Origin of the sequence: Agrobacterium sp. FDAARGOS_525 (assembly GCF_003938925.1) — a bacterium.
GTDB lineage: Bacteria > Pseudomonadota > Alphaproteobacteria > Rhizobiales > Rhizobiaceae > Agrobacterium > Agrobacterium pusense.
Genome location: NZ_RKIU01000004.1, coordinates 256713 through 281502, shown reverse-complemented (window position 1 = coordinate 281502; position 24790 = coordinate 256713). Strand labels below are relative to the sequence as shown.

Genomic DNA, 24790 nt, shown 5'->3' with positions numbered 1-24790 from the left:
GCAATCGGCCCCATCAACGGAATTTCTCGACTCGCCCTTACCTTGCTGACAAGGTAGCGAGCCAATTTGTTCGTCAGCCGCATGATCTCCTCTGCCTCGTCGTTACGCTTGCTGTTGAACGCAGCAAACTTCCTTTTCCACTCGTAAGGCGTGTGCTGATTGACGCCCCAGCCCTGGTGAAGCCTCCCAACCCCGGATAGCCTTGCTCAGCGATTTGATGTATAGCGTCGCGCTTGAATTCTTCGTTAAAACTCGATTTGCGGATGATGCTCTTTGTGCGTCAAAATTATGAAGAAGGTGTCCGTAACCCTTCGGGCAGAGAATTGCGGATAATATCTGAATTTGATATCTAGCTTTAGCGGTAAACCTAATATCGAATTACGAGCCTTTTCCCAATTTGTCTTCATCGAAAAGTGCAGGGTAATTTGTTTTGATATGAGAGCGGACAGCCTAGTATGAGCAGTGTAGTGAACCAACATACATCTCCCAATCCCTCAGAAGGTGCAGAGCTTGTTCCCCTTGGAAGCTACGCTTACATGCGTCCCAAGTACCTTTACCAGTCGGCGTGGATAGAACACATTCCCTTCGCCTTTTGGCTGACAGAAGCTTTGAGGCCCGCTTTGGTCGTTGAACTAGGCACGCACTGGGGTGCGTCCTATTTTGCGTTCTGCCAAGCGCTAGACAAGCTCGACTTAGGCGCACAAGCATTCGCGATTGATCGGTGGACTGGTGATGAGCACGCTGGGACCTACGGCGTAGACGTTTACCAACGGGTTAAAGAGTACAATGAAAGTAATTACGGCGCATTCTCGACGCTGCTCAAGCAAGAGTTTGATGAGGCTAATAATTACTTCAGTGACGGGAGTATTGATCTTCTTCACATTGATGGTTCCCACGAATACGATGCGGTAAAAAATGATTTTGAGAAGTGGCTTCCTAAGATGTCCAATAGAGGCATCATTCTGCTTCACGACACTAATGTGAGGGAGCGCAACTTTGGTGTGTTTCGCCTTTTTCAGGAGTTAAGGGGACAATATCCTGCTTTCGAATTTTTTCACGGACACGGATTAGGTGTTGTCTCAATGGGTGAAAACGTCCCGGAGAAGCTTCAGTGGCTTTTCGAAGCCGAGCGTCACGGCAGGCGGCGAAGGGATATTCATCTTTTGTTCGCAAGCTTAGGAAAGGCGTGCTTGGATTCGCATCGTAACAACGAGCTTCACCCGAAAATAGCACGGATCAAAGAATTAGAGGATGCGGTCGAAGAGCGCGAAAAAGCACTGCGTGATGCTAACCAGAAGAACGCTGCGCTGGCGGCTGACGTACAAAAGCTCGTCGGAGAAGCGCAAGACGCTAACATTATCAAAAAACAGCTGGACGCAAATTTAGCCGATCTAAGCCGGAGAGAGGATGACTATCAAGCGCTTGTGCAAATTTTAGAGACAGAGCGTTCTGGTGCCGAGCGGAACATGCGGGAATTGGAAACCAATATAGCAGAATTGCAGCAGGAAAATACCAGCCGTCAGGAGGTTGTACGGGAGCTTGAGGACGAGCTTTCGCGTGTTAGACAACGATCAAATGAGGTCGAGCAAGATGCCGATCGTCTGCGTGAGGAAATTCGCCAAAAAAACGAAACACTGAAGGAGATTGAGAAGGCGCGTTCTGATACAGAATGGCGACGCGGTGAGTTGGCGGCGATAGCCGATGAACGTGAGGTGATGATCCGTGGCTTGGAAGAACAATTATCAGTAGTGAGTCACGATTTGTCGACCTTGCAACAAGAACTGCATGATTATCGGGCTCGTTACGCGGCTGCAACGGAGGCGAAAGAACAGGCTTGGGCAGAGAACCAAAAACTCGGGCATCGGCTGGCTGAAATCACGAGTGCTTTAGAGCAGCGTCAACATGAGACGGAGCAAAACGCTCTCGAGCTCATGGATTTACGCCGCCAGTTGAAAGTTGCTGCACAAAACCAAGCGCAGCATGAAAAAATTGCCGACTCTCTTAGGGATCATGTCAACCTTCTACTCGAGGATGCGAAGCGCGTTCAAGCTGCTCACTTGGAGAACATAGAGCAAAATCAAGTACATCTAACTACAATTGAGGAGTTGAACGCGGCGAATTCGAAATATATGACTGAACTGAAAGAGAGCAAAACGATAATCTCCGAGTTGGAAGCGGAGAGAAAAAAAGAAAGCGAGAGGCGCGAAGAACTTCAGAGGGCTAAAGCTAAAAGTGACGCGCAGGCTCAAGAGCGTTCTGTCGAGGTGTCGACGCTGACACAGTTGTTGCTCGAGAAAGAGGAACAAGTAACATCACTGCCGCAGTTCAGTACAGAGGTCGGACGGGAGATAGGGCGCACAATACTGGAAACCTTAAAGTTGCCAGCGTTTTGGGAATTCCTCCCAAAGGAACGGCGTCTTAAGCGTAAAATCAGCTTACTACGGGGCTCCGGTCTGTTCGATTCTGAGTGGTATCGTAACTATTACGTGGACATTTATAAGGCAGGTATAGATCCCATTCGCCACTATATTGAACATGGTGCCGGAGAAGGCCGCTATCCGAACGGCAGATTGATAAGTGTAGAGGATCATATCTTGAGAAATAAAACGCGTCCGATGAACTCGAACTTAGAGTGAGGTGATCTTAGCCCTTCCAGCTGGTAACCGTGCGCGCCTTGTGACGCTCGTCGATGGCATGGACTTGAGTCGGTTCGCTTGGGGTCGGAACAGGTAGATTGTTCCGGAGAATGGATCGGCTCCCATCTCAGCCTTTAGCAGCGCAGCCAATGCCTCCGCATCCTTGCGGAAGTCGACCGTCTTGGTGGCGATCATGACTTTAACAGCGTCGAATGGACCAATCACGATGATGCCTTCATGGCCGCAATGACGATGATCTGAACCTTCAAACTGGACCGTTTGTGGTTAGAGTTTTTCGGTGCATTTTCCTGGCCGGGAAAGGAACGTGAACTGCCCTCCATTTCGACCGGACAGTCGGCATAAGCAGAAAGGCTCAGGCACAGGCTTGGGTATAGGCTTATGTCTAACGACTATCGACACGTTGAATTGCTGACGGGAGATGTTCGCCGCAGGCGGTGTGCAACCGAGCAAAAGCTGGCAATCATTGAGCAGAGTTTCGAACCCGGCGAGACGGTATCTTCGACCGCTCGCCGTCATGGCGTCGCGCCCAATTTGCTTTATCGGTGGCGCAGGCTCTTGAGCGAAGGAGGTGCTGCAGCCGTGGATTCTGACGAGCCGGTTGTCGGAAATTCGGAAGTGAAGAAACTGGAGGACCGCGTCCGGGAGTTGGAGCGCATGCTCGGTCGCAAGACGATGGAGGTCGAAATCCTCCGCGAGCCCTTTCCAAAGCGGACTCATAAAAACGGATATCGCGGCCGATCTTATTGCCGAAGGACGGTTCGCGATGAAGGCCGTCGCAGATACGCTGGGCGTCTCCCGTTCCAACCTCATCGAACGGTTGAAAGGCAGATCAAAGCCGCGTGGCCCATACAATAAGGCCGAGGATGCAGAGCTTCTGCCCGCCATCCGCAGGCTGGTGGATCAAAGGCCAACCTATGGCTATCGGCGGATCGCCGCGCTCCTCAATCGCGAAAGGGTAAGCGACAAGCTGGGACCGTTCAGGGGGCGTAGTTCCACGGCATGAGCGCGTCAATATCGCTGCTGGGCCCTCCATTTGCGAGGCGTTCAAGTGTCTGGGTAAGCCAGGCTTGCGGATCGACGGCATTCATCTTTGCTGTCTGCAGGAGCGTCGTGATCGTCGCCCAGGTCCTGCCGCCGCCGTCGTTGCCAGCGAAGAGGCTATTTTTCCTGGTGATGGCCTGGGGTCTGATAGCTCGCTCGACAATGTTGGAGTCGAGCTCGACGCGGCCGTCGGTCAGGAAGCGCTCGAAAATGTCGCGACGCGATATGGTATACCGGAGAGCTTCGGCGAGTTTGGATTTACCCGACACCCGCGGCAGGGTCGCCTGCCAGAGTGTGAAGAGGTCACGGACGATCGCCGCCGAACTTTCCTGACGCGCTGCGACACGAGCTTCGGGACTTTGGCCGCGGATGGTTTCCTCGATTTCCCAGAGCCTCGCCATACGCTCGACCGTCTCTGTGGCCACCTTCGAGCTCTTCGCCGCGTGCAATTCGTAGAACTTCCGCCGGCTATGTGACCAGCAGCCAGCCAGGACAACGCCGTCGTTGCCTACATCCTTGCGGACAAGCTTGCTGTAAGCACCATACCCGTCAACCTGCAGGATGCCGCGATAGCCGCTCAGATGTCGTGCGACGCACTCCGTCGCTCGACTGTCTTCAAAGCGATAGGCCACCAACGGCGGACCGCTGCCTCCGAAGGTGCGGTCATCCCTGGCGTAAGCCCATAACCATGCTGTCTTTGCCGACCCGGACCCAGGCGCAAGTGTCGGCAAGGTCGTTTCATCGGCAAAGATCCGCTCCGCCTTCTTGATCTCGTTCAGGATGTAATCGGCAAGGATGTCGAGTTCGAACCCCAACTTGCCCATCCATTGGGCCGTGAGCTTGCGGTCAAGTTCGACCTTGTCACGCGCGTAGATCGCTTCCTGGCGATAGAGCGGAAGGCCATCGGCATATTTGGAGACCGCGATCTGGGCCAGAAGTGCTTCTGTTGGAATGCCGCCTTCGATGATGTGTGCGGGAGCCGCGGCCTGGATGACGCCGTCCTCGTTCCTAAAAGCGTACTTGGGACGACGCGTGACGATAACACGGAACCTGGCTGCGACGACATCGAGCCGTTCGGAGACGTCTTCGCCGATCAGGATCTTCTGCTTGCCCGCATGCTCTGGCAACTCTTCCGGCTCGATCACGATCTCGACGCGCTCAAGATGCGGCGCGAAGCCCTTGCGTGGCCGTGGTGCACGCTTGCCGTCCGCATTCCCGCGGCCCTTCGTGACCTGGGCTTTTATCGCCGCAATGCCGGTCTCGATCTCCTCGAAGACAAAGGCATGCTGCTCGTCGTCAACCGGGGGTTTCAGCTTTTCCGAACGCCGTCCAAAGCGGGCCCGATCAAAAGCCTTCAGGATTTGCGTCAGCCGCTCGATGCGTTCGTCGGCGTCAGCGTTCCGGGCCTCGAGGTCATCAACCTGCTTTTCCAAAGCTTCGATGCATAGCGGCAATCAAGGTGAGATTCGTATTGCCTCATCGAAGAATGCTCCCGAACGGATAGCATATTGCCTCACCAGAATGCTCCCTATGCCCTGCTGAGCTCTGGTTGTTGTTCATCTTCGCCAGGCTCGTTTCCGAATATCATTCTATGCGCGCGATCGCGACGCCAACCTTTCACCCGTCGTTGCACCGTACGGATTAGTCCATTAGGATACTCGCCGGGATAGATGCTTTGAAGTCGCTCTAGTAGCTCGCGGCCGGTTCTCCATGGCTCTGCTTCAAACCAACTGTAAAGATCATTCGTGACGTTAACCAGCGGGTCAGGCCGCCGTCGCTCGCGTTTTAGTTTTGGCTTTGCTTTCGCGGTCGGACGAACTTCGCCCTCCGTCCACGCGATACGCAGGCTTCGTAAAAAGCTCTCGATATCAGGAACTTCGCTTAAGGGTGTTCCCTGATGCACAATGTCGGCAAGCCGCTGTTGTCCTGCACGAATGTTTCGGAGAAGCGTTACAGGATCGAGTTGTTCGCTCATGCGCACCAAGCGGTCGCGTACCTCCAGTCCCGTCCTTGCATCCGACAAAATCCGTTGATGTGGCGTCGCGGGAGAAGAGTAGAGCTTCTTGACCATCGCTCCGTTTCGCTGCTTTTCGAGCAACTTAAACGACGGCTGAAAGAAGTTCACGAACAAGCGCACCGAACGATAAAGCTCTGCAAGTGTTGCCGCAGCTTCAACTCCCTCATACCGATGATAGCCAACAATGCGGCGGACGACCGATCCGTTTTTCTGCTCCACATAAGCCTGATCATTTTTACGATATGGCCTACAGCGAGTGAATTCTATATCTGAATCAATACAGTAGTCCCTGATTGTCTCGTTGATGAATACGCTATCATTGTCCGTATCAAAGCCAAGCAACGGGAAGGGCATTACGCGGCGAAGCTCGGTCAAAACTTCCGTCAAAAGCTTCTGTTCGCGAACAAGCAGAGGGGCGCATTCGGTCCAACCGGTCGCAATATCTGTAAGGACAAGAGTTTGAATAAAGCTGCCGCGTGCGTTGGGACCGGAGTGCGACACCAGATCGGCCTCGATGAAGCCAGGTGGGGGATCACCCCAGTCGGAGAATTTTCGAATTGGGATACTCCGCTTCAATGCTGATGAAGCAACGGAACGTCGGCGTCGACGGCCGCCTGCTGTTTCTCGCACGCTTTTCAATGCACGGTCGATGGTAGCCGCACTCATCTGTAGCAGAAGTGTGCGGACCTGATCGTCTAACCTCAAATGGCTATGTTGTTCCATCGATGAGATCAAAATTGGCAGCAAGGGCTTCAATCGCTTGCCACAGATGCGGTCGGAGGCTTCCCACAAAACAATAAGAGCCTGTCGGGTCGCCTCGTCATAAATCTGCGCCCGCGTTCGCGATTGCGGTTGCTTATCCGCCCCCCGCAATAAACGCATCGCGTGTTTGCGATGCATCCCACTAATCGAAACGAACTGATCGAGGATCCGCGATTTTTCCTCCCGCTTTCCGGCCGCATAGCGCTTTGCCAGAGCAGCAACCAATTCCTTCTTCGTCGTCACGCTGATCAGCCTCATCTGATTTGCTCCGCACCCACAAATGCTGGGAGCAAATCAGATGAGGCAACGGCCAACAATCAGGGAACATTTCTAGTGAGGCAATGCGGATTCAGCGTCAATCAGGATGAGACTTGCGCCGGGGTGTGACGAAGTGAGGGCGTAGCCCGATCGTAGTCATACCCCGGCGTGGCGCAGATTTTCGGCGTCTCAAGATCGCGGTCGGTCCGGTACATTTGCGGTTTTCTGGATTGGAGAACCAGTTTGTGCCGGGTCGCCATTTAACCGATCATCAGATGAGACTCTTTATGAAGTACCGACAAACGCATTCCGTAGAGATCGCCGCGGCAAAAGCGTCGATCAGCCGAGCCACGGCATACCGCCTCGACAAGAAGGTACACCTACCATCTCAGAGCAAAGCGCCGCGTGGACGTCGCCGCCCTGATCCCCTCGAGCCGATTTTCGAGACTGAAGTCGTCCCGCTGCTGAAGGCCGCCCCTGGCATCCGTGCCGTCGCCGTCTACAACGAGATGCTGCGCCGACATCCAGAACTATCTGAAGGTATCCGCCGTACGCTTGAACGACGCATCCGGTCGTGGCGTGCTGTCAATGGCGAAGCGCAGGAGGTCATCTTCCGCCAGACGCACGAGCCAGGCCGACTGGGCCTTTCGGATTTTACCGACGCCAGCGGCCTTGGTGTAACGATCGCCGGCCAGCCGCTTGATCATCTGTTCTATCACTTTCGGCTCGTCTGGTCGGGCTTCGAACACGCCCATGTCATTCTCGGCGGGGAAAGCTTCGTCGCGCTGGCCGAAGGACTTCAAAATGCCCTGTGGTCCGTGGGTGGTACGCCGCTTTATCATCGCAGCGACAGCCTGTCGGCGGCATTCCGCAACCTCGATGCCGACGCCAGGGTCGATCTCACACACCGTTACGATCAGCTTTGCTCCCATTATCGGATGACCCCGACGCGCAACAACAAAGGTGTCGCGCATGAGAACGGCTCGATCGAAAGCTCGCATGGTCATCTCAAAAACGCTGTTCACGATGCCCTGCTGATGCGGGGCACCAAGGAATTCGACGATCTCGGTTCTTACCGCGCTTTTGTCGACGAGATCGTCAGCCGTCGCAACGCTGCCCATGGCAGGCGTATCGATGCAGAGCGGTCCCATCTGCAGTCGCTGCCTGAGCGCCGGACCACGGACTTCGAGGAGATTGTTGTCACTGTGTCCCGGACGGGCGGCTTCACCCTGCGCAAGGTCTTCTACACCGTGCCGTCCCGCCTGATCGGCCACAGGTTACGAGTTCGCCTGTTCGACGATCGGCTGGATGTCTTCGTTGGCGGTACGCATCTGATGACGTTGCGCCGGGGACGTGGCCACGCTGACGGGCGACACGACCAGGTCGTCAACTACCACCACGTCATCCATTCCCTGCGTAAAAAGCCGATGGCGCTCCGTGGCCTCGTTTATCGCGACAAGCTCTTCCCGCGAGAAGAATATCGCAAGGCCTTCGAGGCCCTGACCGAACATCTTCCCGATAAGCAGGCTTGCAAGATCACCGTTGAGCTTCTGGCACTGGCGCATGACCGCGGCTGCGAACGCGAACTTGCCGAAGAATTGGCCAGGACACTCGATGCTGGTGAGTTACCCAACCTGGCTGCCATGCGAGCGCTCTTCGGTCCGGACCCGGCCAAGCTGCCGACCGTTCATGTGCAACTCGCATCGCTTAACGGTTATGAGGCCCTGATCGGGACGGGAGAAGCCGCATGAAGAACGCACACGCCATCGATGAAGCACGGCTCGGTATCATGCTCAACGAACTTCGGTTGCCGACAATTAAAACGCTTTGGCCGCAATTTGCCGAGCAGGCGGACCGGGAAGGATGGCCAGCAGCTCGATTCCTGTCGGCTATTGCCGAGCACGAGCTGGCAGAACGTGCAAATCGCAGGATTGAACGGCATCTCGCCGAAGCGCACCTGCCGCCTGGAAAGACCTTGGACAGCTTCGCCTTTGACGCTGTACCTATGATCTCGAAGGCCCAGGTCATGGCAATTACCGCCGGCGACAGTTGGCTCGCCAAGGGAGCGAACATCCTCATGTTCGGTCCGCCCGGCGGAGGAAAGAGCCATCTTGCTGCTGCCATCGGTCTCGCGCTGATTGAGAACGGATGGCGGGTCCTGTTCACCCGAACCACCGATCTTGTGCAGAAGCTTCAGGTTGCCCGTCGAGAACTCCAGCTTGAATCAGCCATCGACAAACTCAACAAATACGACCTGCTCATCCTCGATGACCTCGCCTACGTCACCAAGGACCAGGCGGAAACAAGTGTGCTCTTCGAACTGATCTCGGCCCGATACGAGCACAGGTCGATCCTGATCACCGCCAATCAGCCGTTCGGAGAGTGGAACAGGGTCTTTCCCGATCCTGCCATGACACTCGCCGCAGTCGACCGGCTCGTGCACCATGCCACGATCTTCGAGATGAATGTCGAAAGCTATCGCCGCAGAGCAGCACTTGAGGAAAAGCGCCAGCGAGGCCGACCCGCTTCGTTTGCGACAATCAGGACCTCAACGCTGTCTGTCGCGGAGCGGCAATCAGAAAATGACGAAGAACTTGTCAGCGACAATCAGCATGATAATCTGACCCCGACCGCGACCTAAGAATCTCATCCAGATTGTCGCCCGCGTCTCATCCTAATCGCCGCGCTATAGCTTCGACGCGGGCTGCCTTTTCGGCCATGGCGAGAACCATAGCTTTTAAGGCCTCTACATCATCCGGGAGCTCGATCTCTGGTCGCATCATGGGTCAGATCAGAGCATATTTTGCCGTGATCCGCCCGCGGTTTTAGGTACCTGATTCACTTCGCCGCAGTGGTTTTACCCAACAATCTCGGGAGGCTTGGCGGGCGCCGATCGCACCCGCTTCCAGTCCATACCATCCACCAAAGCCAGAAGCTGGGCATGATTCAGCTGGACGCGGCTGTGGCCGATACGTGGCCAGCAGAACTGAGCTTTCTCTAGCCGTTTGGCATAAAGGCAGACGCCCGAGCCATCCCACCATACGATCTTGATCCGGTCCGCTCGTTTCGCCCGAAAGACATAGAGCGCTCCGTTGAACGGATCACTGCCAGCGTCCCGCACCAGCGAAAGCAGGCTGTCCGGCCCCTTGCGGAAGTCGATCGGATGGCTCGCAAGGAAGACCTTCACGCCTGACGGGATCATGCCGAGCGTACCGCTCGGGTAACGCGCTGCAAATGCGCTTCGTCGATATCAGCAGCGGCCCGGATTACAACGTCGCCGATGACCACCTCGACGACAGAGCTGACCCCGATGATCGATCTCTGTCCACTTTCAGCCGACGCCACATGGTCCGGCTCGCTCTCGTTCAGAAGGTCTCGCCGCCACCGGTAGAGTTGAGAGGGCGTAATGCCGATCCGTCGTGCGATCGCCGAGATATTCACTCCAGGCCGGCAAGCTTCCCCAACGGCCTCGACCTTAAATTCGTCAAACCAGAAACGCCGCAACTGGCGGGGAGAACCCTCAAGTCGATCCGTTACCGCCTCAATCATATGGATCATTCTAGGGCTAGCCGTAGGCGTAGACATAGATCCTCACAGTCAGAGAAATCAGATGCCTGCCATAGCGTGATCTCCATCAGCACTGCCAGATGGGGTCTGCTTGTCGCTTACAGGTCATTCGTCTCGCCTTTATCATCGACGCCTTCGACCGGGAGATCATCGCTTGGACAGCGCTCGCCAACCCCGGAATATCCGGCTCGGACGTCCGCGACATGATGCTGGAGGCGGTCGAGAAACGCTTCCATGCAACCCGAGCCCCGAATGCTATCGAGCATCTGTCTGACAATGGTTCAGCCTATACGGCGCGGGACACGAGGCTGTTTGCGCAAGCACTCAATCTAACGCCCTGCTTCGCCAGCCCGCAGTCGAACGGCATGTCGAAAGCCTTCGTCAAAACGTTGAAGCGGGACTATATTCGGATATCAGGTCTACCGGACGCCCAAACAGCGCTCCGGCTCATCGACGGATGGATCGAGGACTTGTATGAAGGTGGTTCTGTCAAGCATTCATTGGCGTATCCTTTGAACTTGTGACTGGGCTGCATTGGCTTACTGGCGCACTCGGCGCATCGACTTGTATTCGGCGAGGGTCCGACCTCAACCACGATCCCATTCATGGGGGCCAAGCAGTACTGAAGAGCGGTGTCACACTACAACACGGCGGACGTTATCCGGACCAACTTCAATCTCAACAGCCGCTCTTCTTTCCAGTCGCTCGTCGGCGCTTGGAACTGTTATGAGGCGTCCGCTTTCAGCGACGCCCCCTGTGGGACAAGGCCGTCTTCAGCAAAATGCCAGATGGCGACCGCGAGCTTTCGAGCGAGAGCGATGATGCCAATCTTGCGAGATCGGCCCGAACCCGCCCCGAAAGAGCTACGGTACCACTGGGATAATGCGCTTGCCGGCTGATACCTCAGCCAACACCACGCGAGTTCAACGAGCAGCCGTCTGGCGAAGCGGTTACCGGCTTTGCTGATCCCCTGATCATGCTTCACAGCACCACTCGCATACGGACTCGGTGCCAAACCAAGAAAGCTCGCCAAACACTTTCGATTGGCAAATTGGCGGTGGAACACCTTAGACACCAGCAGTACGGCGCTCAGCCTGCCGATACCCTTAAGCGTGGCGATGCGGTAAACCTTGTCGACGTTGGGAATGCCGAGAGTACAGTCCTTCAAACCGTCTTCGAGATCGCGGTCGAGATCGCGAATATGGGCGTGGACCAATTCCAGGCGTTCGAACTCCCTCGTTAGTTCTGCTGCAAGGAATTTGCCGAGTGGTTGGTCATCGGCTGTTCTGACCACTTGTAGCCACTTGCGCCAGTCGCCTCCCCAGAGAGCCTTGACCTCGCGGATACCGTGAAGATTGAGCAGGGCACGAATACGGTTCACGTGGCGGGTCCTTTCGGCTGAAAGCTGCAGACGTTCTCTGTCGAGGCGTTTGGCATCTTCTTCCTCCGGCGTGGGAACACGAACTTCGCGGCACACTGTTCTGTCGCCCTGGTCGAAAGATCGGAACATTCGGACCATGGACTCTGCATCTAGCCGGTCTGTTTTGGCACGGCGGCTTCGCCTGTTGACCAAGAAGCTGGTGGAGTCAAGCACAGACGTACGAATGCCTCGCTTCCGCAAGAACCTCGCTAGCCAGAAGCCGTCATATCCGGCCTCAAAGCAAACGACGATCTCTGCAGGGCGACCATCTATCTGCGCTGCGTCCGCTTGCGTGCGGTTTAACATCGCGACAAGCGCTTCGGTATCGCCACCACGAACCTGGCGAAGCTTCACGCGATCTGAGCTTGGGGAAAGCACCGCAACTAGCCATGTTGATTTGCTCAGCTCAATGGCTGCATATACTGACACACTGGACTTGGCGTTCTCGTTCATCGGAGGCCTCCTCGTTGTCGATGAAGCGGATGAGCCGGGCGGCTCCTCCATAGCATCTACAACGAAATCCATCCCCATTCCGCGCTCAAGATGGCTTCCCCTCGGCAGTTCATCAGGGCTAAATCAATCTAGCCGACTTGTCCGGTGAAATGGGGTGCACTCCACACCAGCGTCATCATCACCACCAACCTCAGCTTCAGGGAATGGGCCACCGTCTTTGGCGATGCCAAGATGACGACCGCTCTGCTCGACCGTTTGACCCATCGTTGTCACATCCTCGAAACCGGAAACGACTGCTTTCGATTCAAAACCAGCTCGGCTGCAGCCGCACAGAAGAGAGGAGAAAAGCCAATCCCTTGACCAAAGCCTGATCAGAAAACCATACTCAGAGGTGGCTCACTTCTCGGTGGAAAAACCGGCTCAGTTCCGCGTGAAAACCAACACGTCATCCTTGCTTTTATGCGTGAGGCCTGAAATCGGCCTATGCCTAGGCCCTCAATTCAGGTTCAACATCGTCAATCACAAGATGATCCGGAAGGTGGGTTAAAACGACGCTTACCATACCCTCCATCTATTCGGAGCCTCAAGTTACCTTGGCTTTGACAGGGCGCCCGATACTTTCATATTGGAAACGTTGTTCCTCTATTTCATCAAGGCGGTAAATATTGCGCAAATCCACCAGCACGGGGCTTTTCATGATCGCCTTGAGGCGCGGCAGGTCGAGGGCGCGGAACTGGTTCCACTCCGTCACGATGACCACCGCGTCAGCGCCTTCCGCAGCCTCATAAGGCCCGGTTGCGTAATCGATGTCCTCGATCAGATGGCGGGCATTCGCCATGCCTTCCGGGTCGTAACCCACCACCTTCGCGCCCCCGTCCTGCAGGGTCTGGATGATGGCGATTGCCGGGCTGTCGCGCATGTCGTCGGTATTCGGCTTGAAGGTGAGGCCTAGCACGGCGATCTTCTTGCCGCGCACGTCGCCGCCCACCGCGTTGATGACCTTGCGGCCCATGGCGCGCTTGCGGTTGTCGTTGATGGCGATGGTGGTTTCGATCAGCCGCACCGGCGCATCATAGTCCTGCGCGGTCTTGGCGAGCGCCAGCGTATCCTTCGGAAAACAGGAGCCGCCATAACCGGGGCCGGCATGCAGGAATTTCGGGCCGATTCGGCCATCGAGGCCAATGCCGCGCGAGACATCCTGCACATTGGCGCCAACCTTTTCGCACAGATCGGCCATTTCGTTGATGAAGGTGATCTTCATCGCCAGAAAGGCGTTGGCGGCGTATTTGATGAGTTCGGAAGCGCGTCTTGTGGTGAAGAGCAGCGGCGACTGGTTGAGATAGAGCGGACGGTAAACCTCGGTCATGACCGGCCGGGCACGTTCATCCGACAGGCCGACGACGATACGGTCCGGCCGCTTGAAATCCTCTATCGCCGCACCTTCACGCAGAAATTCCGGGTTGGAAACCACGGCGAAATCGGCCGAGGGGTTTTCCTCATGGATAATTCGTTCCACTTCGTCGCCGGTGCCGACGGGAACGGTGGATTTGGTGACGATTACGGTAAAACCATCCAGCGCATGGGCAATTTCCTTTGCCGCTGCATAGACATAACCGAGATCGGCATGGCCGTCCCCGCGCCGCGAAGGCGTGCCGACCGCGATGAAGACCACGTCGGCCTTGGCAACGGCGGCGGAAAGATCGGTGGTGAAGCTCAACCGCCCGGCTTTGGCATTGTTGGCGACGATGGTCTCCAGACCCGGCTCGAAGATCGGGATATGGCCATTTTTCAAGGCTTCGATCTTTTCCGGCATCTTGTCGACGCAAACCACGTCATGGCCGAAATCTGCAAAACACGCGCCCGACACAAGGCCGACATAACCCGAACCGATCATCACAATCTTCATCATTCAAACCACGTTATAATTCTACTTTAAAGGCGCACGACTGCCATGATTTCCGATGCGGAAATGCTTCCTTCTGAGAGGAAAGCAATACGCAAAACATTGTGACGTTTCCGTCCATTATATTTGCGCATTCCTAATCAGGCAGCATTCAGCGTACGACACCGATGCACTTTGCTGTTAGTCAACGATCGGACGGGATGGCAATATCTTCATCGAAGCTCCAAATTTGGTTGTATGGAGGTCAACCCAAGGCATGCCGAGTCATAGTGAGCTTGTCGATTTGGATTCCTCAAGGATTCTAAAGAGGTATTGCCCGTACGAACTTTTTCGATAGGAATCAGCGAGGCGAATTAATTGCTCCGCGCTAATAAAATCAAGTCGAAAGGCAATCTCTTCGGGACAAGATATTTTGAAGCCCTGACGTCGCTCGAGGGTTGCGACATACTCGGAGGCATCAAGGAGGCTGTCGGGTGTGCCGGTGTCAAGCCAGGCAAAACCGCGTCCGAGCTTTTGTACGGACAATTTTCCGCGTTCGAGATAAATTCGATTGACATCGGTTATCTCAAGCTCGCCGCGTGCGGAAGGTTTGAGGTTGGCGGCGATATCGACCACGTCCTTGTCATAAAAATAAAGACCGGTCACAGCCCAGTTCGATTTAGGCTCGGACGGTTTTTCTTCTATCGAGAGTGCTCTCATCTTTTTGTCGAATTCAACGACACCATAACGTTCCGGGTCGCTGACATGGTAGGCAAAAACAGTAGCGCCATCGTTTCGCTCAATGGCGGTCTTGAAAAGCTCGTTGACTCCATGACCGTAGAAGATGTTGTCACCTAGAATGAGGCAGGATGGGCTGTCGCCGATGAAATCAGCGCCGATAATATAAGCCTGCGCCAGACCATCTGGTGAGGGCTGTTCAGCATAGGAGAGGGAAATTCCCCATTTCGAGCCGTCGCCCAGAAGCGCTTGAAACTTCGGCAAATCGTTGGGGGTGGATATGATCAGGATATCGCGAATCCCAGCCAGCATCAGCGTAGACAGGGGATAATAGATCATCGGTTTGTCATACACCGGCATCAGTTGTTTTGACGTTACCAGTGTCATCGGATGAAGCCGCGTGCCGCTTCCGCCGGCGAGGATAATGCCCTTCATTCGTTTTCCTTGTATGTCTTCAAAGATAGGTTCTGGATTTCACCAGTTGCGTGACGACATTTCTCGTGGAGATTTGCCACTCTGGCAATTTTACTCCATGGGTTGAGTGCAGTTTATTATTGTTAAGTCGGGAATTGGCAGGCCGTCTTGCAGGGGTCGGATAATCTGCCGTTACAATCCGCTGGACCGTGGCCACGGGCCCCCCGGCTTTTCTCGAAGCGTCGAAAATCTCTTCAGCGAAATCGGCCCAACTTGCGTCACCGCTTCCTGTCATATGGAAAACGCCCCGCAGTCTTTGGTCCGGACTGGATAATAAGTTGGCGGCGACAGAAAGAATGCCATCGGCAATGTCGAGAGCCGACGTCGGATTGCCGATTTGGTCGTCAACCACGTTCAGTGTGTCCCGCGTCTCTGCTACGCGAAGCATCGTCTTGACGAAATTCTTGCCGTACGGACTGTACACCCAGGCGGTGCGCAATATCGCAACATCCTGCCAAGCCTTAAGGATATATTCCTCACCTTCCAGCTTGCTGCATCCATAAACACCCAATGGCGCAACAGGATCGGCCTCGGTGTAAGGAGCCGTCTTTGTGCCGTCAAACACGTAATCTGTGGAAAGATGGATGATCGGAATACCGTGGACACTGGCCGCTTGGGCGAGCGCGCGAGGCCCTGCCGCATTAACATGCCTTGCTGTTGCTTCATCGGCCTCAGCCTGATCAACGGCGGTGTAAGCCGCTGCGGAAATGATTATGTCAGGTTTGATTTCATCAATCGCGGATTTGATAGTCTCCGTTCTCGCCAGGTCAAATGCCGGGCGACCGACAGCTATTAGATCGATATCGCCGGCTTTTTTCAGTTGGTACCGCTCGAGCAGTGATTGTACGACCTGTCCCTCGCGGCCTGTCACCAGATATCGAAAACGACGCCTCATTGCGCGCTTCCTGCATCGAGAAGCCCCAGCCTCTGTCCGGCATAGCCTTGGCGCAAAGGAGCCCACCACCATTGATTATCGAGATACCAACGAACGGTTTTTTCAATTCCGGTGTCGAAGTTCTCCCGGGCTTTCCAGCCGAGGTCGGTTTCCAGCTTGCTTGCATCTATTGCATAACGCGCATCATGGCCAGGACGGTCATCAACGTATCGGATCAGCTCTTCATGTGGCCGCCCAGCCGGATGCAGCTCATTCATCAAAGCACAAATCCGCTTTACGACATCGATATTGCGACGCTCATTGCGCCCACCGACATTGTAGGTTTCTCCAACTCGGCCTCGCTCGGCAATGACATCAAGCGCACGGGCATGGTCTTCCACATATAGCCAGTCACGAATATTTGCCCCGGTGCCGTAGACGGGAAGCGGTATTCCCTCGAGCGCATTGAGGATCACCAGCGGAATGAGTTTTTCCGGGAAATGATATGGACCGTAGTTGTTGGAGCAGTTGGACACGACGATAGGCATCTTGTAGGTGCATGCCCACGCCTTGGCGAGATGATCGGACGCAGCCTTTGATGCGGAATAAGGCGAGCTCGGATCATAGGGCGTGGTTTCGGTAAAGAGCCCATCCTCTCCAAGCGACCCGTAGACCTCATCGGTCGAGACATGCAGGAAGCGAAAAGCTTCTTTGTCTTCCCGGTCCAGCTTTTGCCAATAGGCACGAGCACATTCCAGCATGGTGAAGGTGCCGAGAACATTGGTTTCCACAAAGTCTTTTGCTCCGGTGATAGAGCGATCGACATGACTTTCCGCGGCGAGATGCATCACCCGGTTTGGCTGGAAGCTTTCAAAGGCCTCGGTGATTGCCTTACCATCGCAAATGTCAGCTTTCAGGAACCGGTAATGGTTGTTTCCTTCAACGCTGGTCAGTGATGTAAGTGTCCCCGCATAGGTCAGCTTATCGATGTTCAAGACATCATAACCCTTGTCGAGAACGAGATGCCTTACCAAAGCCGAGCCAATAAATCCGGCACCGCCCGTTACTATAATTCGCATAATTCCTCGCTTATTGACCGAACACGAACGAAACCGGGAGACCAGAAAGAAGCGGCAGTCTCTTGTCCTTCTCGGAAAGAACAGCTTCTTTCGGCTTCACGGGCCAGTCGATTCCAATTGCGGGATCATCCCAGAACAGGCCACGATCATGTTCCGGACTATAATAATCTGTCACTTTATAACTGATGATAGTTTCCGGCCGCAAAGTGCAGAAGCCGTGTGCAAAGCCTGGCGGCACCCAGAGTTGCTCGCCATTGTCGGCGGTCAACTCGGCCGCCACGTATTGTCCATAAGTCGCTGAGCCTTGCCGAATATCTACTGCCACATCCAGAAGCGCACCTGCCGTACATGAAACCAGCTTTCCCTGTGCTTTCGGAGGGAGCTGGAAGTGCAGGCCGCGTACGGTACCAGCTTCCGCAGAAAAGGAACGGTTTTCTTGAACAAAGCGAAACGCGCCGACGTGAGCATGAAACGTATCCTCTCGGAACGCCTCCATGAAATAGCCGCGATTATCTCCAATTTTTTTTGGAGTTATCAGAATGATATCTTGAATTTTAAGCTTGTCTAGCCGCACGGTGACCTCATGTCAGTACTGTCGCTCAAGTTCTCATGGCGATGCAGCATTGCCATACAACTTATCCCTGTGCAAGATTGAACTTGGCGCGAAAATACACGGGCCAGTCTAAAACACGGCGATCGAGCCTTTTGAACGGCATGGGCGCGGTTGGCACAGCCGGTTTGTGTGATCGCGCATATCACGTCAATCGAGGAGATCTTGTGAAGCGACCATCATCGTGTCGCGGAATTCCCAAGAAACTTAGCGTTTTTAATTCATTGAGGGCAATCGTATTGCTGCCCTTCCTGTTGTTCGATAAGAAACATGAGATCATCCGCCCCTGAAAGTTAGGATGATCTGGAAGCCCGGTTGTGCTGGCAGTGCCCGGGCTTCCGCCCTATTTCTCGGTTGGACGACTTGTCGCAGCATTCCATGAACTGATGCCGCTTGTTACCGCGAAACTCGGTTCAGCAAAAATAGTTTGCCCGGAGCGACGAAGGGAATTGCCCGGAGCGGACATCGCTGTGCAATTCTGTGGCTGTCGAAAATGCAATCGGAACAGCACGGGTAGCTCGATCAGGTCCACTCAATGAGTTAACTCATCAATTTCGATCACAATGCGGCTGGTTGAAGCGAGAAAGATTTCGTCGCGGTCGCTACGGTTCGCATCGACCTGGGTTAAGACGTCCGAAGCTACAAATCTTCCACGACCATAACGCTAACGCGTCTGAAACGTAAGGTATTTTAGCGTCGCCCCGATTCGCAGGAAAATCATAGCCAAGGGCATCTACGGACCTCGGGGCTGTCGCGTCGAACCGCACGTGGAATTGAACAATTCTACCGTTTGGCTGGACGGCAAGGCTGTAAAGCACTGCAGGCTTTGCAACCGTGATGCTTTCGATCTACCTTCTTTTTCAGAGCTAACCATACGACTGTTGTCTTGCATGAAGCTTGCAGGCTTGACAGCGCACTGAGATCCCGCACGTCGACGCACGTCCGAATTTTGTTCGCCAAGCTGGAGTATCGCTGCCTTGGACTCGGCGCCGCCCGGAGTAGAGGCCCGAACTCCCCAATGCGCAGCCTTAATCGCACGCTATCTCCGAGTTCGCAAAGTCCCGTACTGCTGTCCCCGCATCAGGAGGATCTTGGGCATTGTCTTGCACACCGACGGCAGGATTGTAGAAACCGACCGCAACGATTGAGTGCTGTGACATACTCTGGAAGAAGATATTCCTGCGCGTGGCGATCGTGCGCGCGCGACAGCCGCTGTGGTAACCTATGGCTTGCTGTTCTCTACGTCAGCATGACCAACCTCGCTTCGACGAGGAAGTCATTCTTAACGTTGCGGCAAATGCCAACCCGACGAAACAACGTGTGCCGAGAATTATCTCTCTGTCTGGCATGTCTTCAGCGGCCTGCAGGCCACCCGCAAACTGATCACGTTGAAACCGCAGTCCTTCAACTTCGCGGTTCGTGAGAGGTTCAACGGGTAATGAGGTTCAGACATAACGCAGATCAACGTCGGTGGTTGATGAAACGGTTTGTCAGCCACACTTCCGGCATTGGACTGGTCGCAAACAAGATTACGTTCAGGCGATGTGGCTCTCCTTGTTCAGGCTTGATAGATACCGAAATCCCGAAATGCTGTGCCTGATAGGCCCGCATCCGACGCGCGGGTTCCCGCATGGCGGCGAGGTCTGACCAACGGGTCCGTTCGATAATGATGTCCAGCGCGGCATCAAGCTTCGTGGTAATGAGAGCTCCCTCAGGAGTTGGAGGCGCCACGGCTTTTATCCGAACCGATTTAATCTTGCCGGAGGCCTCTCCTCTGATATCGAGGAATAGAGACGACTGCCTCGCAGGATCCGCTAGGTTCCCTCCAGCAAATTCGCCCATGCATTCGAAACGCTGAGGGTCCATTGGGCTTGCGAGCCAATCTTGCGCCTTAAAAGAGATTTCCGAGGTGAGTCGCTGGCACAGGTCCTTGCCCGAAACAACGAAATCGCGGATGAACTTTGTTCTCGCGCCTGACTGCTCGACGTTTAACAGATGACGCGGGATGTGCACGCTCATGTCGGCGATCTGTTTCCGTTCGACTGCTCTTGTTTCTGGTTGGGTGCTGGCGAAGCGCTTACTCGATACGAGGTTGAAGTGGATCAGTAGGTTCTTCAGGTGCGTGTTGTCATTAGCGAGCAGAACCGTGGCAAGGACGGTAAAACAAACCGCTAGAACTGCAAGTAGCAGCGCGCGACGGCTTGGTTTCTTCTCCGGGGGTGCATCCATCTGGGGATCCTAGACAATCTGTTGACGATTATGCGCCACCACCAGCCTCTGATAATCGATAGCGTTTCAGAAGGGGCGATTTGTTTCGAGTCCCTTGACCATATTTAGTTGCTCGGCACGAAAGTATCAACATCGGCCATCCGAGCCAGGAGTGCACTTCAAGAATGCTATTTGCTTGGCTCACGCGACTGGGACGACGTGAGCCACGCCGGGCAAATTCACTCGCGCCAATAAGTTGATGATAGAGAGCGTGCCGGCCAAAGTTGAATGGGAATTTTCGGCGAAACCCATTACGTGGACGAAAAATGTGAACGTCGAGACAATGGAAATCGGTGCCAGTAATGGCCACCGCGCGACCAACAGCCTTTCGCTACAGAGCGACGGTGAAATGCTTCGCGTGACCGCGCCGGTGACGCCATAATGCGGGATGCGTGGATCGAATTGACTATCTGGGACGGAGACTATGCAATCCCTCTTGGATGGAGAGAGATCGCATAGCTTCAAGAAAAAATGTGATGCAGGCCCGCCCATCGTATTGCATCGCCGTGAAAATAAACTGTGGCGATCGGAAGAGAATGAAGCCACACTCCTCCTGCGGCTTATTGGCGCCGGCCGCAAGCAGAGGAGGCTACGAAACTGATCAAGTATCACGTCAAAGTAAATCTAATGACTGAATAGCCCCGAGATTTGTAGACGCCTTCTTTCCTAATTTTGAGGCAAGAAGAGCATCGTGGGCAAATCGAATTTCAGCGAAGAGTTTAAGCGTGACGCGGTGCGGCAGATCACGGAGCGGGGCTATCCGGTGGCTGAGGTTTCGCAGCGTCTCGGCGTCAGCCAGCATTCGCTGTATGAATGGAAGAAGAAGTTTGCTGGGTCGGACTCCAAGGGCAACGACGAGGCCGAGGAGATCAGGCGGCTGAAGAAGGAACTGGCTCGCGTCACTGAGAACGCGATATCCTAAAAAACGATCACGGGCTTTGGTCCGCCTGTGCGCGGTAGAAACAGGCTGTGCTACGCTGCACACCGGAGGGGAGTTGCCGACTACTTATTGGAGGCGTTCGACCCCGGTAAAAAACGTGGCACATGGGCTGTTGCGAACTTGAGAGCGGTGACGCGGCTTCAGCAGCGATCCCTATTAGGAAAATGACGAACTTGTGCGGCCCAGCGCCTCCCGAACCGAAGGAGGAGAAGCCATGCCCAAGACAAGATTATCTGCCCCGCAGAACCTCACCCGCCTGAACCCGAGCGCAGCCGCGATCGACATCGGGTCCACAATGCATATGGCGGCGGTCAATCCGGACAGCGATGACATGCCAATCCGCGCTTTCGGCACCTTCACCCATGATCTGCATGATCTCGCTGACTGGTTCCGATCTTGCGGCGTCACGAGCGTGGCTATGGAGTCGACCGGCGTCTACTGGATACCGGCTTTCGAGATTCTGGAGGAGCATGGCTTTGAGGTAATCCTGGTCAATGCGCGTTACGCGAAGAACGTCCCATGGCGGAAGACAGACGTCAATGATGCGGCATGGCTTCGCCAGTTGCATTCCTATGGTCTGTTACGCGGCAGCTTTCGTCCCAATGCGCAGGTTGCCACTTTGCGTGCTTATCTGCGCCAGCGAGAACGTCTGGTCGAGTATGCGGCAGCTCATATCCAGCACATGCAGAAGGCTCTGATGGAAATGAACCTGCAGCTCCATCATGTTGTCTCCGACATCACCGGCGTGACCGGTATGAAGATTATCCGGGCAATCGTTTCCGGCGAGCGCGATCCTGACGCCCTGGCCTCTTTGCGTGACGTTCGCTGCCACTCTTCTATCGAAACGATCAAAGCATCGCTGGTCGGCAACGATCGTGATGAACACGTGTTTGCTCTTTCCCAATCACTGGAGCTTTACGACTTCTATCAATTGAAGATGCTCGAATGCGACCGCAAGCTGGAAACGGCGATCGCCATGATGACTGTGGAAGTCGAAGTGCCGCTCGCGCCGCTGCCAAAAATCCGGACAAAGACCAAGCAGACGAATGCACCGTCCTTTGATGTCCGGGCCGCTCTATACGGCCTTACGGGCACCGACTTAACACAGATTCACGGCCTCGGCTCCTCGCTCGCCCTCAAGCTCATCGGCGAATGCGAAACTGATCTACGAGCATGGCCCACCGCCAAGCACTTCACATCATGGCTATGCCTGGCTCCCGGCAACAAAATATCTGGCGGAAGACTTCTCTCCTCGAGAACGCGCCGATCATCGAACCGGGCAGCCGCACTCTTGCGGTTGGCAGCCACCACGGTTGGCCGAAGCGACACGGCACTTGGTGCATTTTATCGACGTTTGGCAAGGCGCATCGGAAAGCAGAAAGCCGTGACGGCGACCGCGCGTAAGATCGCGGTTCTCTTCTTCAATGCCCTTCGGTTCGGCATGGCTTATCGTGATCCCGGTGCGGCGGCATATGACGAGCGCCATCGCGGTCGAGTCTTGGCAAACCTGCAGCGCCGTGCTCGCTCTTTGGGATATCAACTTGATCCCATTCCCGATGCGGAGAGTGTTTCTTAGGAAGCGGCCGCGTATTTCGCCAGGGATGCAAAGTGAAGTACGCGTTAATTGCTTTGCATCGCTTCCAGTTTTCGGTGCGGACGATGTGCTGCCCGAACCGGGTCGCGCGCCTGGCGCGTCGCGCCGGAATAAAGACGCAGATCGGCTACAAACGCTGTCCCGGCATCTATGGCGGCAGACCGTCTGTCGTCGATAATAAGCTCGACCGGCAATTCGACGCAGCAGCTCCGGACAAGGCCTGGGTCACGGACATCACTTACATTCGAACCTGCGAAGGTTTCGCTTACCTTGCGGTTGTCATCGACCTCTATTCTCGCCGGGTCATCGGCTGGGCGGTGCAGAGCCGACAGACCACGGGCGTCGTATTGCAGGCTCTGCTCATGGCGGTGTGGCGACGCAAACCGAAAGACAAGGTGCTGATCCACTCGGATCAGGGCTCGCAGTTTACCAGCATGGACTGGGCCTCGTTCCTCAGGCACCACAATCTGGTTCACTCGATGAGCCGACGCGGCAACTGCCATGACAATGCGGTGGCCGAGAGCTTCTTCAATCTTCTGAAACGAGAGAGGATACGTCGCAGGGTCTACCGTTCACGCGATGAAGCACGCCAGGACGTGTTCGACTACATCGAAATGTTCTACAACCCGAAACGCAAACACGTCAGGAACGGGATGCTGTCGCCCGTCGAGTTCGAGAAGCAGCAGAAAATCTAACCCGAGGGTGTCTACGAAAGTCGGGGCTATTCATATTGTGATGGTGAGTAATCTTCTTTGATGAAGATATTGGTCCGATAAAAATAATAGACATTTGTGTAAGCTGCACTCAAAGTACTGCACATGCGGTACTAGGTGTCGACATACCTCATGTTAAATTGAATTAAATGCTGTGAAGCATTTTCTTATATTCCGTTTTTCGAACCTCTGCGTGAAAGGTACAACAACGTAATGGACGCCTATACGCCCTCAACAGAGAACGGAGCCGCCACGAGTGTCCGCGAAACGGATTACACCTATCGCGCACCCGGCATTCGCCCGATGGAAAAATGCGACGTCCAAGCGGTGGAAAAGCTCATCAACTCCGCCTTTGGAAAAACACGCAAAAACTTAAAGTTCAATCTACGCACTTACATATTGGAAGTATTTTTTGAGAGCCCAATTTATGACCCGGCGCATGGTAGCGTTGTATACGATGCCGGCGACAACCGGATAACCAGCGTCGTTCTCGCGCTGCCAATGAGATTTATTGCCGATCGTGAGCGAATCGTTGCACGTCTTCTGTGCGCCTTCGCTTCGGATGCCAAAAACGGCGCTGCTGGAGCTGCCCGTCTATCGCGCACGATGCGAGCATCTCAACAGGATCTTTGCTTTACGGACACCTCCTCGCCCGTTAGTGCGGACCATTGCACAGCGATTGGAGGTACAATCCTAGCGGTGAAAAGCCTTCAGTGGCATAAAGCTCTAAAGCCGTTCTCCAGCGTCGTGCTGCGGCTATCGCGCCGCGTACCGTTCCTTGGCTCTCGTCTGGTTCTCTCCATCGTCGGTCTTTGCGATGATCTGGTCGGAAAACGCAACCCTGACCTAGCTCTGGAAAGGGCCGGCGGTTTGACAATAAAACCTGTCGACTTCGAAACCTTCCGCCAGTACGCACTGTCCATGACAGAACGATTTTTCGTTAGGCCGGAATGGTCGGCAAGCGAGTTCGACTGGCTCATCGCAATGGCACAAAAAAACGAAAGGATGGGCAGGCTTGCCTGCCTGACGGTTTTTGACGGCCTGGGCAAGGCGATCGGCGCAGCACTCTTCTACGGCAAACTTGGGAGGACCATTTATGTTCTTAACATCGTTACAGCCGAAGGTCGCGACCGTGAGGTGCTTAATCAGCTATTCTGTCATTTTGCTGATGAGGGTTACGCCCACGTCACTGGGATGTCCCACACTTTCCTGATGAACGCTTTGTGCCGCCAACAACGTATGACTTTCCGTTTTCGGGGTTACTTCTGCATCACAACTCGAAGCGAAGAATTGAGGAGCCGCGCACTGCGCGGCGAAATTTATATCGGCGGGCTGGCTTCTGAGAGCTGGAGCAAACTGATGACCGAATACTGAATACTGAGGATTGCGCAACCCACAAGCGTTCGCGTTTTGCATTAGCAACTTCGACGTCTGGGAGGCTGC

The 24790-nt window shown here is 54.8% G+C and carries 17 protein-coding genes and 5 pseudogenes; 10 read left to right on the top strand and 12 right to left on the bottom strand.

The genetic code is table 11. The features are described from left to right. Positions 1–455 precede the first annotated feature (455 nt). A complete protein-coding gene (locus EGT36_RS17800) occupies positions 456–2636 on the top strand; it encodes a class I SAM-dependent methyltransferase (RefSeq protein ID WP_125270736.1) in 2181 nt (726 codons plus the stop codon). Here the strand turns inward: EGT36_RS17800 and tnpB (EGT36_RS31330) are convergent. Continuing rightward, positions 2628–2831: an IS66 family insertion sequence element accessory protein TnpB gene (gene tnpB / locus EGT36_RS31330; RefSeq protein WP_157951665.1), complete on the bottom strand. Its 204-nt coding sequence runs from the start codon at positions 2829–2831 to the stop codon at positions 2628–2630. The two genes, EGT36_RS17800 and tnpB (EGT36_RS31330), sit on opposite strands and share 9 nt — an antisense overlap. 204 nt (positions 2832–3035) lie before the next feature. Here tnpB (EGT36_RS31330) and EGT36_RS17790 point away from each other — a divergent pair. Beyond that, positions 3036–3606: pseudogene (locus tag EGT36_RS17790) on the top strand (transposase); the annotation flags it as partial. A gap of 28 nt (positions 3607–3634) precedes the next feature. Here EGT36_RS17790 and tnpC read toward each other — a convergent pair. Both tnpC and EGT36_RS17780 read right to left on the bottom strand, forming a co-directional pair. Further along, positions 3635–5152 carry an IS66 family transposase gene (gene tnpC / locus EGT36_RS17785; protein ID WP_502697445.1) on the bottom strand — a complete coding sequence of 506 codons (1518 nt, stop codon included), beginning with the start codon at positions 5150–5152 and terminating at the stop codon, positions 3635–3637. Positions 5153–5226: 74 nt separating this feature from the next. Continuing rightward, entirely contained in the window at positions 5227–6735 is a 1509-nt protein-coding gene (locus tag EGT36_RS17780) for an integrase catalytic domain-containing protein (RefSeq protein ID WP_125269942.1), read from the bottom strand. A gap of 245 nt (positions 6736–6980) precedes the next feature. Here EGT36_RS17780 and istA point away from each other — a divergent pair, with 245 nt between their 5' ends. Both istA and istB read left to right on the top strand, forming a co-directional pair. Next, complete coding sequence (istA, locus tag EGT36_RS17775; RefSeq protein WP_125270226.1) at positions 6981–8486, top strand: IS21 family transposase; 1506 nt, start codon at positions 6981–6983, stop codon at positions 8484–8486. Then, positions 8483–9376, top strand: a complete 894-nt coding sequence (gene istB, locus EGT36_RS17770; protein WP_037095010.1) for an IS21-like element ISRel5 family helper ATPase IstB — start codon at positions 8483–8485, stop codon at positions 9374–9376. Before istA ends, istB begins: the two co-directional genes overlap by 4 nt. A gap of 216 nt (positions 9377–9592) precedes the next feature. On the opposite strand, the gene tnpB (EGT36_RS17765) is transcribed toward istB, so the two are convergent. Next, on the bottom strand, positions 9593–9937 hold the full coding sequence (tnpB, locus tag EGT36_RS17765) for an IS66 family insertion sequence element accessory protein TnpB (protein WP_125270734.1): 345 nt from the start codon (positions 9935–9937) through the stop codon (positions 9593–9595). After that, entirely contained in the window at positions 9934–10293 is a 360-nt protein-coding gene (locus tag EGT36_RS17760) for a transposase (protein ID WP_244455650.1), read from the bottom strand. Before EGT36_RS17760 ends, tnpB (EGT36_RS17765) begins: the two co-directional genes overlap by 4 nt. A gap of 113 nt (positions 10294–10406) precedes the next feature. On the opposite strand from EGT36_RS17760, the pseudogene EGT36_RS17755 reads away from it, so the two are divergent. Further along, positions 10407–10772: pseudogene (locus EGT36_RS17755) on the top strand (DDE-type integrase/transposase/recombinase); the annotation flags it as partial. A gap of 254 nt (positions 10773–11026) precedes the next feature. On the opposite strand, the gene EGT36_RS17750 reads toward EGT36_RS17755, so the two are convergent. Then, a complete protein-coding gene (locus tag EGT36_RS17750) occupies positions 11027–12175 on the bottom strand; it encodes an IS110 family RNA-guided transposase (RefSeq protein ID WP_125270732.1) in 1149 nt (382 codons plus the stop codon). A gap of 165 nt (positions 12176–12340) precedes the next feature. Here EGT36_RS17750 and EGT36_RS17745 point away from each other — a divergent pair. Further along, positions 12341–12535: pseudogene (locus EGT36_RS17745) on the top strand (ATP-binding protein); the annotation flags it as partial. 223 nt (positions 12536–12758) lie between these two features. Here EGT36_RS17745 and EGT36_RS17740 read toward each other — a convergent pair. From EGT36_RS17740 to EGT36_RS17715, 6 genes are all read right to left on the bottom strand, one after another. Beyond that, positions 12759–14081, bottom strand: coding sequence for a UDP-glucose dehydrogenase family protein (locus EGT36_RS17740; RefSeq protein ID WP_125271411.1), 1323 nt, complete (start codon positions 14079–14081; stop codon positions 12759–12761). A gap of 261 nt (positions 14082–14342) precedes the next feature. Beyond that, positions 14343–15230: a glucose-1-phosphate thymidylyltransferase RfbA gene (gene rfbA, locus EGT36_RS17735; protein ID WP_125270731.1), complete on the bottom strand. Its 888-nt coding sequence runs from the start codon at positions 15228–15230 to the stop codon at positions 14343–14345. Between the two features lie 19 nt (positions 15231–15249). Beyond that, a complete protein-coding gene (gene rfbD, locus EGT36_RS17730; protein WP_125270730.1) occupies positions 15250–16164 on the bottom strand; it encodes a dTDP-4-dehydrorhamnose reductase in 915 nt (304 codons plus the stop codon). Continuing rightward, entirely contained in the window at positions 16161–17222 is a 1062-nt protein-coding gene (gene rfbB / locus EGT36_RS17725; protein ID WP_125270729.1) for a dTDP-glucose 4,6-dehydratase, read from the bottom strand. Before rfbB ends, rfbD begins: the two co-directional genes overlap by 4 nt. A 10-nt stretch (positions 17223–17232) precedes the next feature. Then, complete coding sequence (rfbC, locus tag EGT36_RS17720) at positions 17233–17796, bottom strand: dTDP-4-dehydrorhamnose 3,5-epimerase (RefSeq protein WP_125270728.1); 564 nt, start codon at positions 17794–17796, stop codon at positions 17233–17235. 1497 nt (positions 17797–19293) lie between these two features. Continuing rightward, positions 19294–20061 (bottom strand): DUF6030 family protein, encoded by a 768-nt coding sequence (locus EGT36_RS17715; protein ID WP_210211234.1) that lies wholly within the window; start codon positions 20059–20061, stop codon positions 19294–19296. A gap of 730 nt (positions 20062–20791) precedes the next feature. Here EGT36_RS17715 and EGT36_RS17710 point away from each other — a divergent pair. From EGT36_RS17710 to EGT36_RS17695, 4 genes and pseudogenes are all read left to right on the top strand, one after another. Continuing rightward, positions 20792–21024 (top strand): annotated as a pseudogene (locus tag EGT36_RS17710) (transposase); the annotation flags it as partial. A 230-nt stretch (positions 21025–21254) separates the two neighbouring features. Next, entirely contained in the window at positions 21255–22616 is a 1362-nt protein-coding gene (locus tag EGT36_RS17705) for an IS110 family RNA-guided transposase (RefSeq protein ID WP_125270726.1), read from the top strand. An 86-nt stretch (positions 22617–22702) separates the two neighbouring features. Next, positions 22703–23329: pseudogene (locus EGT36_RS17700) on the top strand (IS3 family transposase); the annotation flags it as partial. Positions 23330–23560: 231 nt separating this feature from the next. Beyond that, positions 23561–24721 (top strand): GNAT family N-acetyltransferase, encoded by a 1161-nt coding sequence (locus EGT36_RS17695; protein WP_286084154.1) that lies wholly within the window; start codon positions 23561–23563, stop codon positions 24719–24721. Positions 24722–24790 lie beyond the last annotated feature (69 nt).

Excerpts from the sequence above, each read along its gene's own strand:
- tnpB (WP_157951665.1), bottom strand. The coding sequence starts at position 2,831 with ATGATCGCCACCAAGACGGTCGACTTCCGCAAGGATGCGGAGGCATTG.
- EGT36_RS17780 (WP_125269942.1), bottom strand. The coding sequence starts at position 6,735 with ATGAGGCTGATCAGCGTGACGACGAAGAAGGAATTGGTTGCTGCTCTG.
- EGT36_RS17695 (WP_286084154.1), top strand. The coding sequence starts at position 23,561 with ATGGACGCCTATACGCCCTCAACAGAGAACGGAGCCGCCACGAGTGTC.
- istB (WP_037095010.1), top strand. The coding sequence starts at position 8,483 with ATGAAGAACGCACACGCCATCGATGAAGCACGGCTCGGTATCATGCTC.
- EGT36_RS17800 (WP_125270736.1), top strand. The coding sequence starts at position 456 with ATGAGCAGTGTAGTGAACCAACATACATCTCCCAATCCCTCAGAAGGT.
- EGT36_RS17740 (WP_125271411.1), bottom strand. The coding sequence starts at position 14,081 with ATGAAGATTGTGATGATCGGTTCGGGTTATGTCGGCCTTGTGTCGGGC.
- rfbD (WP_125270730.1), bottom strand. The coding sequence starts at position 16,164 with ATGAGGCGTCGTTTTCGATATCTGGTGACAGGCCGCGAGGGACAGGTC.
- tnpB (WP_125270734.1), bottom strand. The coding sequence starts at position 9,937 with ATGATCCCGTCAGGCGTGAAGGTCTTCCTTGCGAGCCATCCGATCGAC.
- rfbB (WP_125270729.1), bottom strand. The coding sequence starts at position 17,222 with ATGCGAATTATAGTAACGGGCGGTGCCGGATTTATTGGCTCGGCTTTG.
- EGT36_RS17715 (WP_210211234.1), bottom strand. The coding sequence starts at position 20,061 with ATGGATGCACCCCCGGAGAAGAAACCAAGCCGTCGCGCGCTGCTACTT.
- EGT36_RS17750 (WP_125270732.1), bottom strand. The coding sequence starts at position 12,175 with ATGAACGAGAACGCCAAGTCCAGTGTGTCAGTATATGCAGCCATTGAG.
- EGT36_RS17705 (WP_125270726.1), top strand. The coding sequence starts at position 21,255 with ATGCCCAAGACAAGATTATCTGCCCCGCAGAACCTCACCCGCCTGAAC.
- rfbA (WP_125270731.1), bottom strand. The coding sequence starts at position 15,230 with ATGAAGGGCATTATCCTCGCCGGCGGAAGCGGCACGCGGCTTCATCCG.
- EGT36_RS17760 (WP_244455650.1), bottom strand. The coding sequence starts at position 10,293 with ATGATCCATATGATTGAGGCGGTAACGGATCGACTTGAGGGTTCTCCC.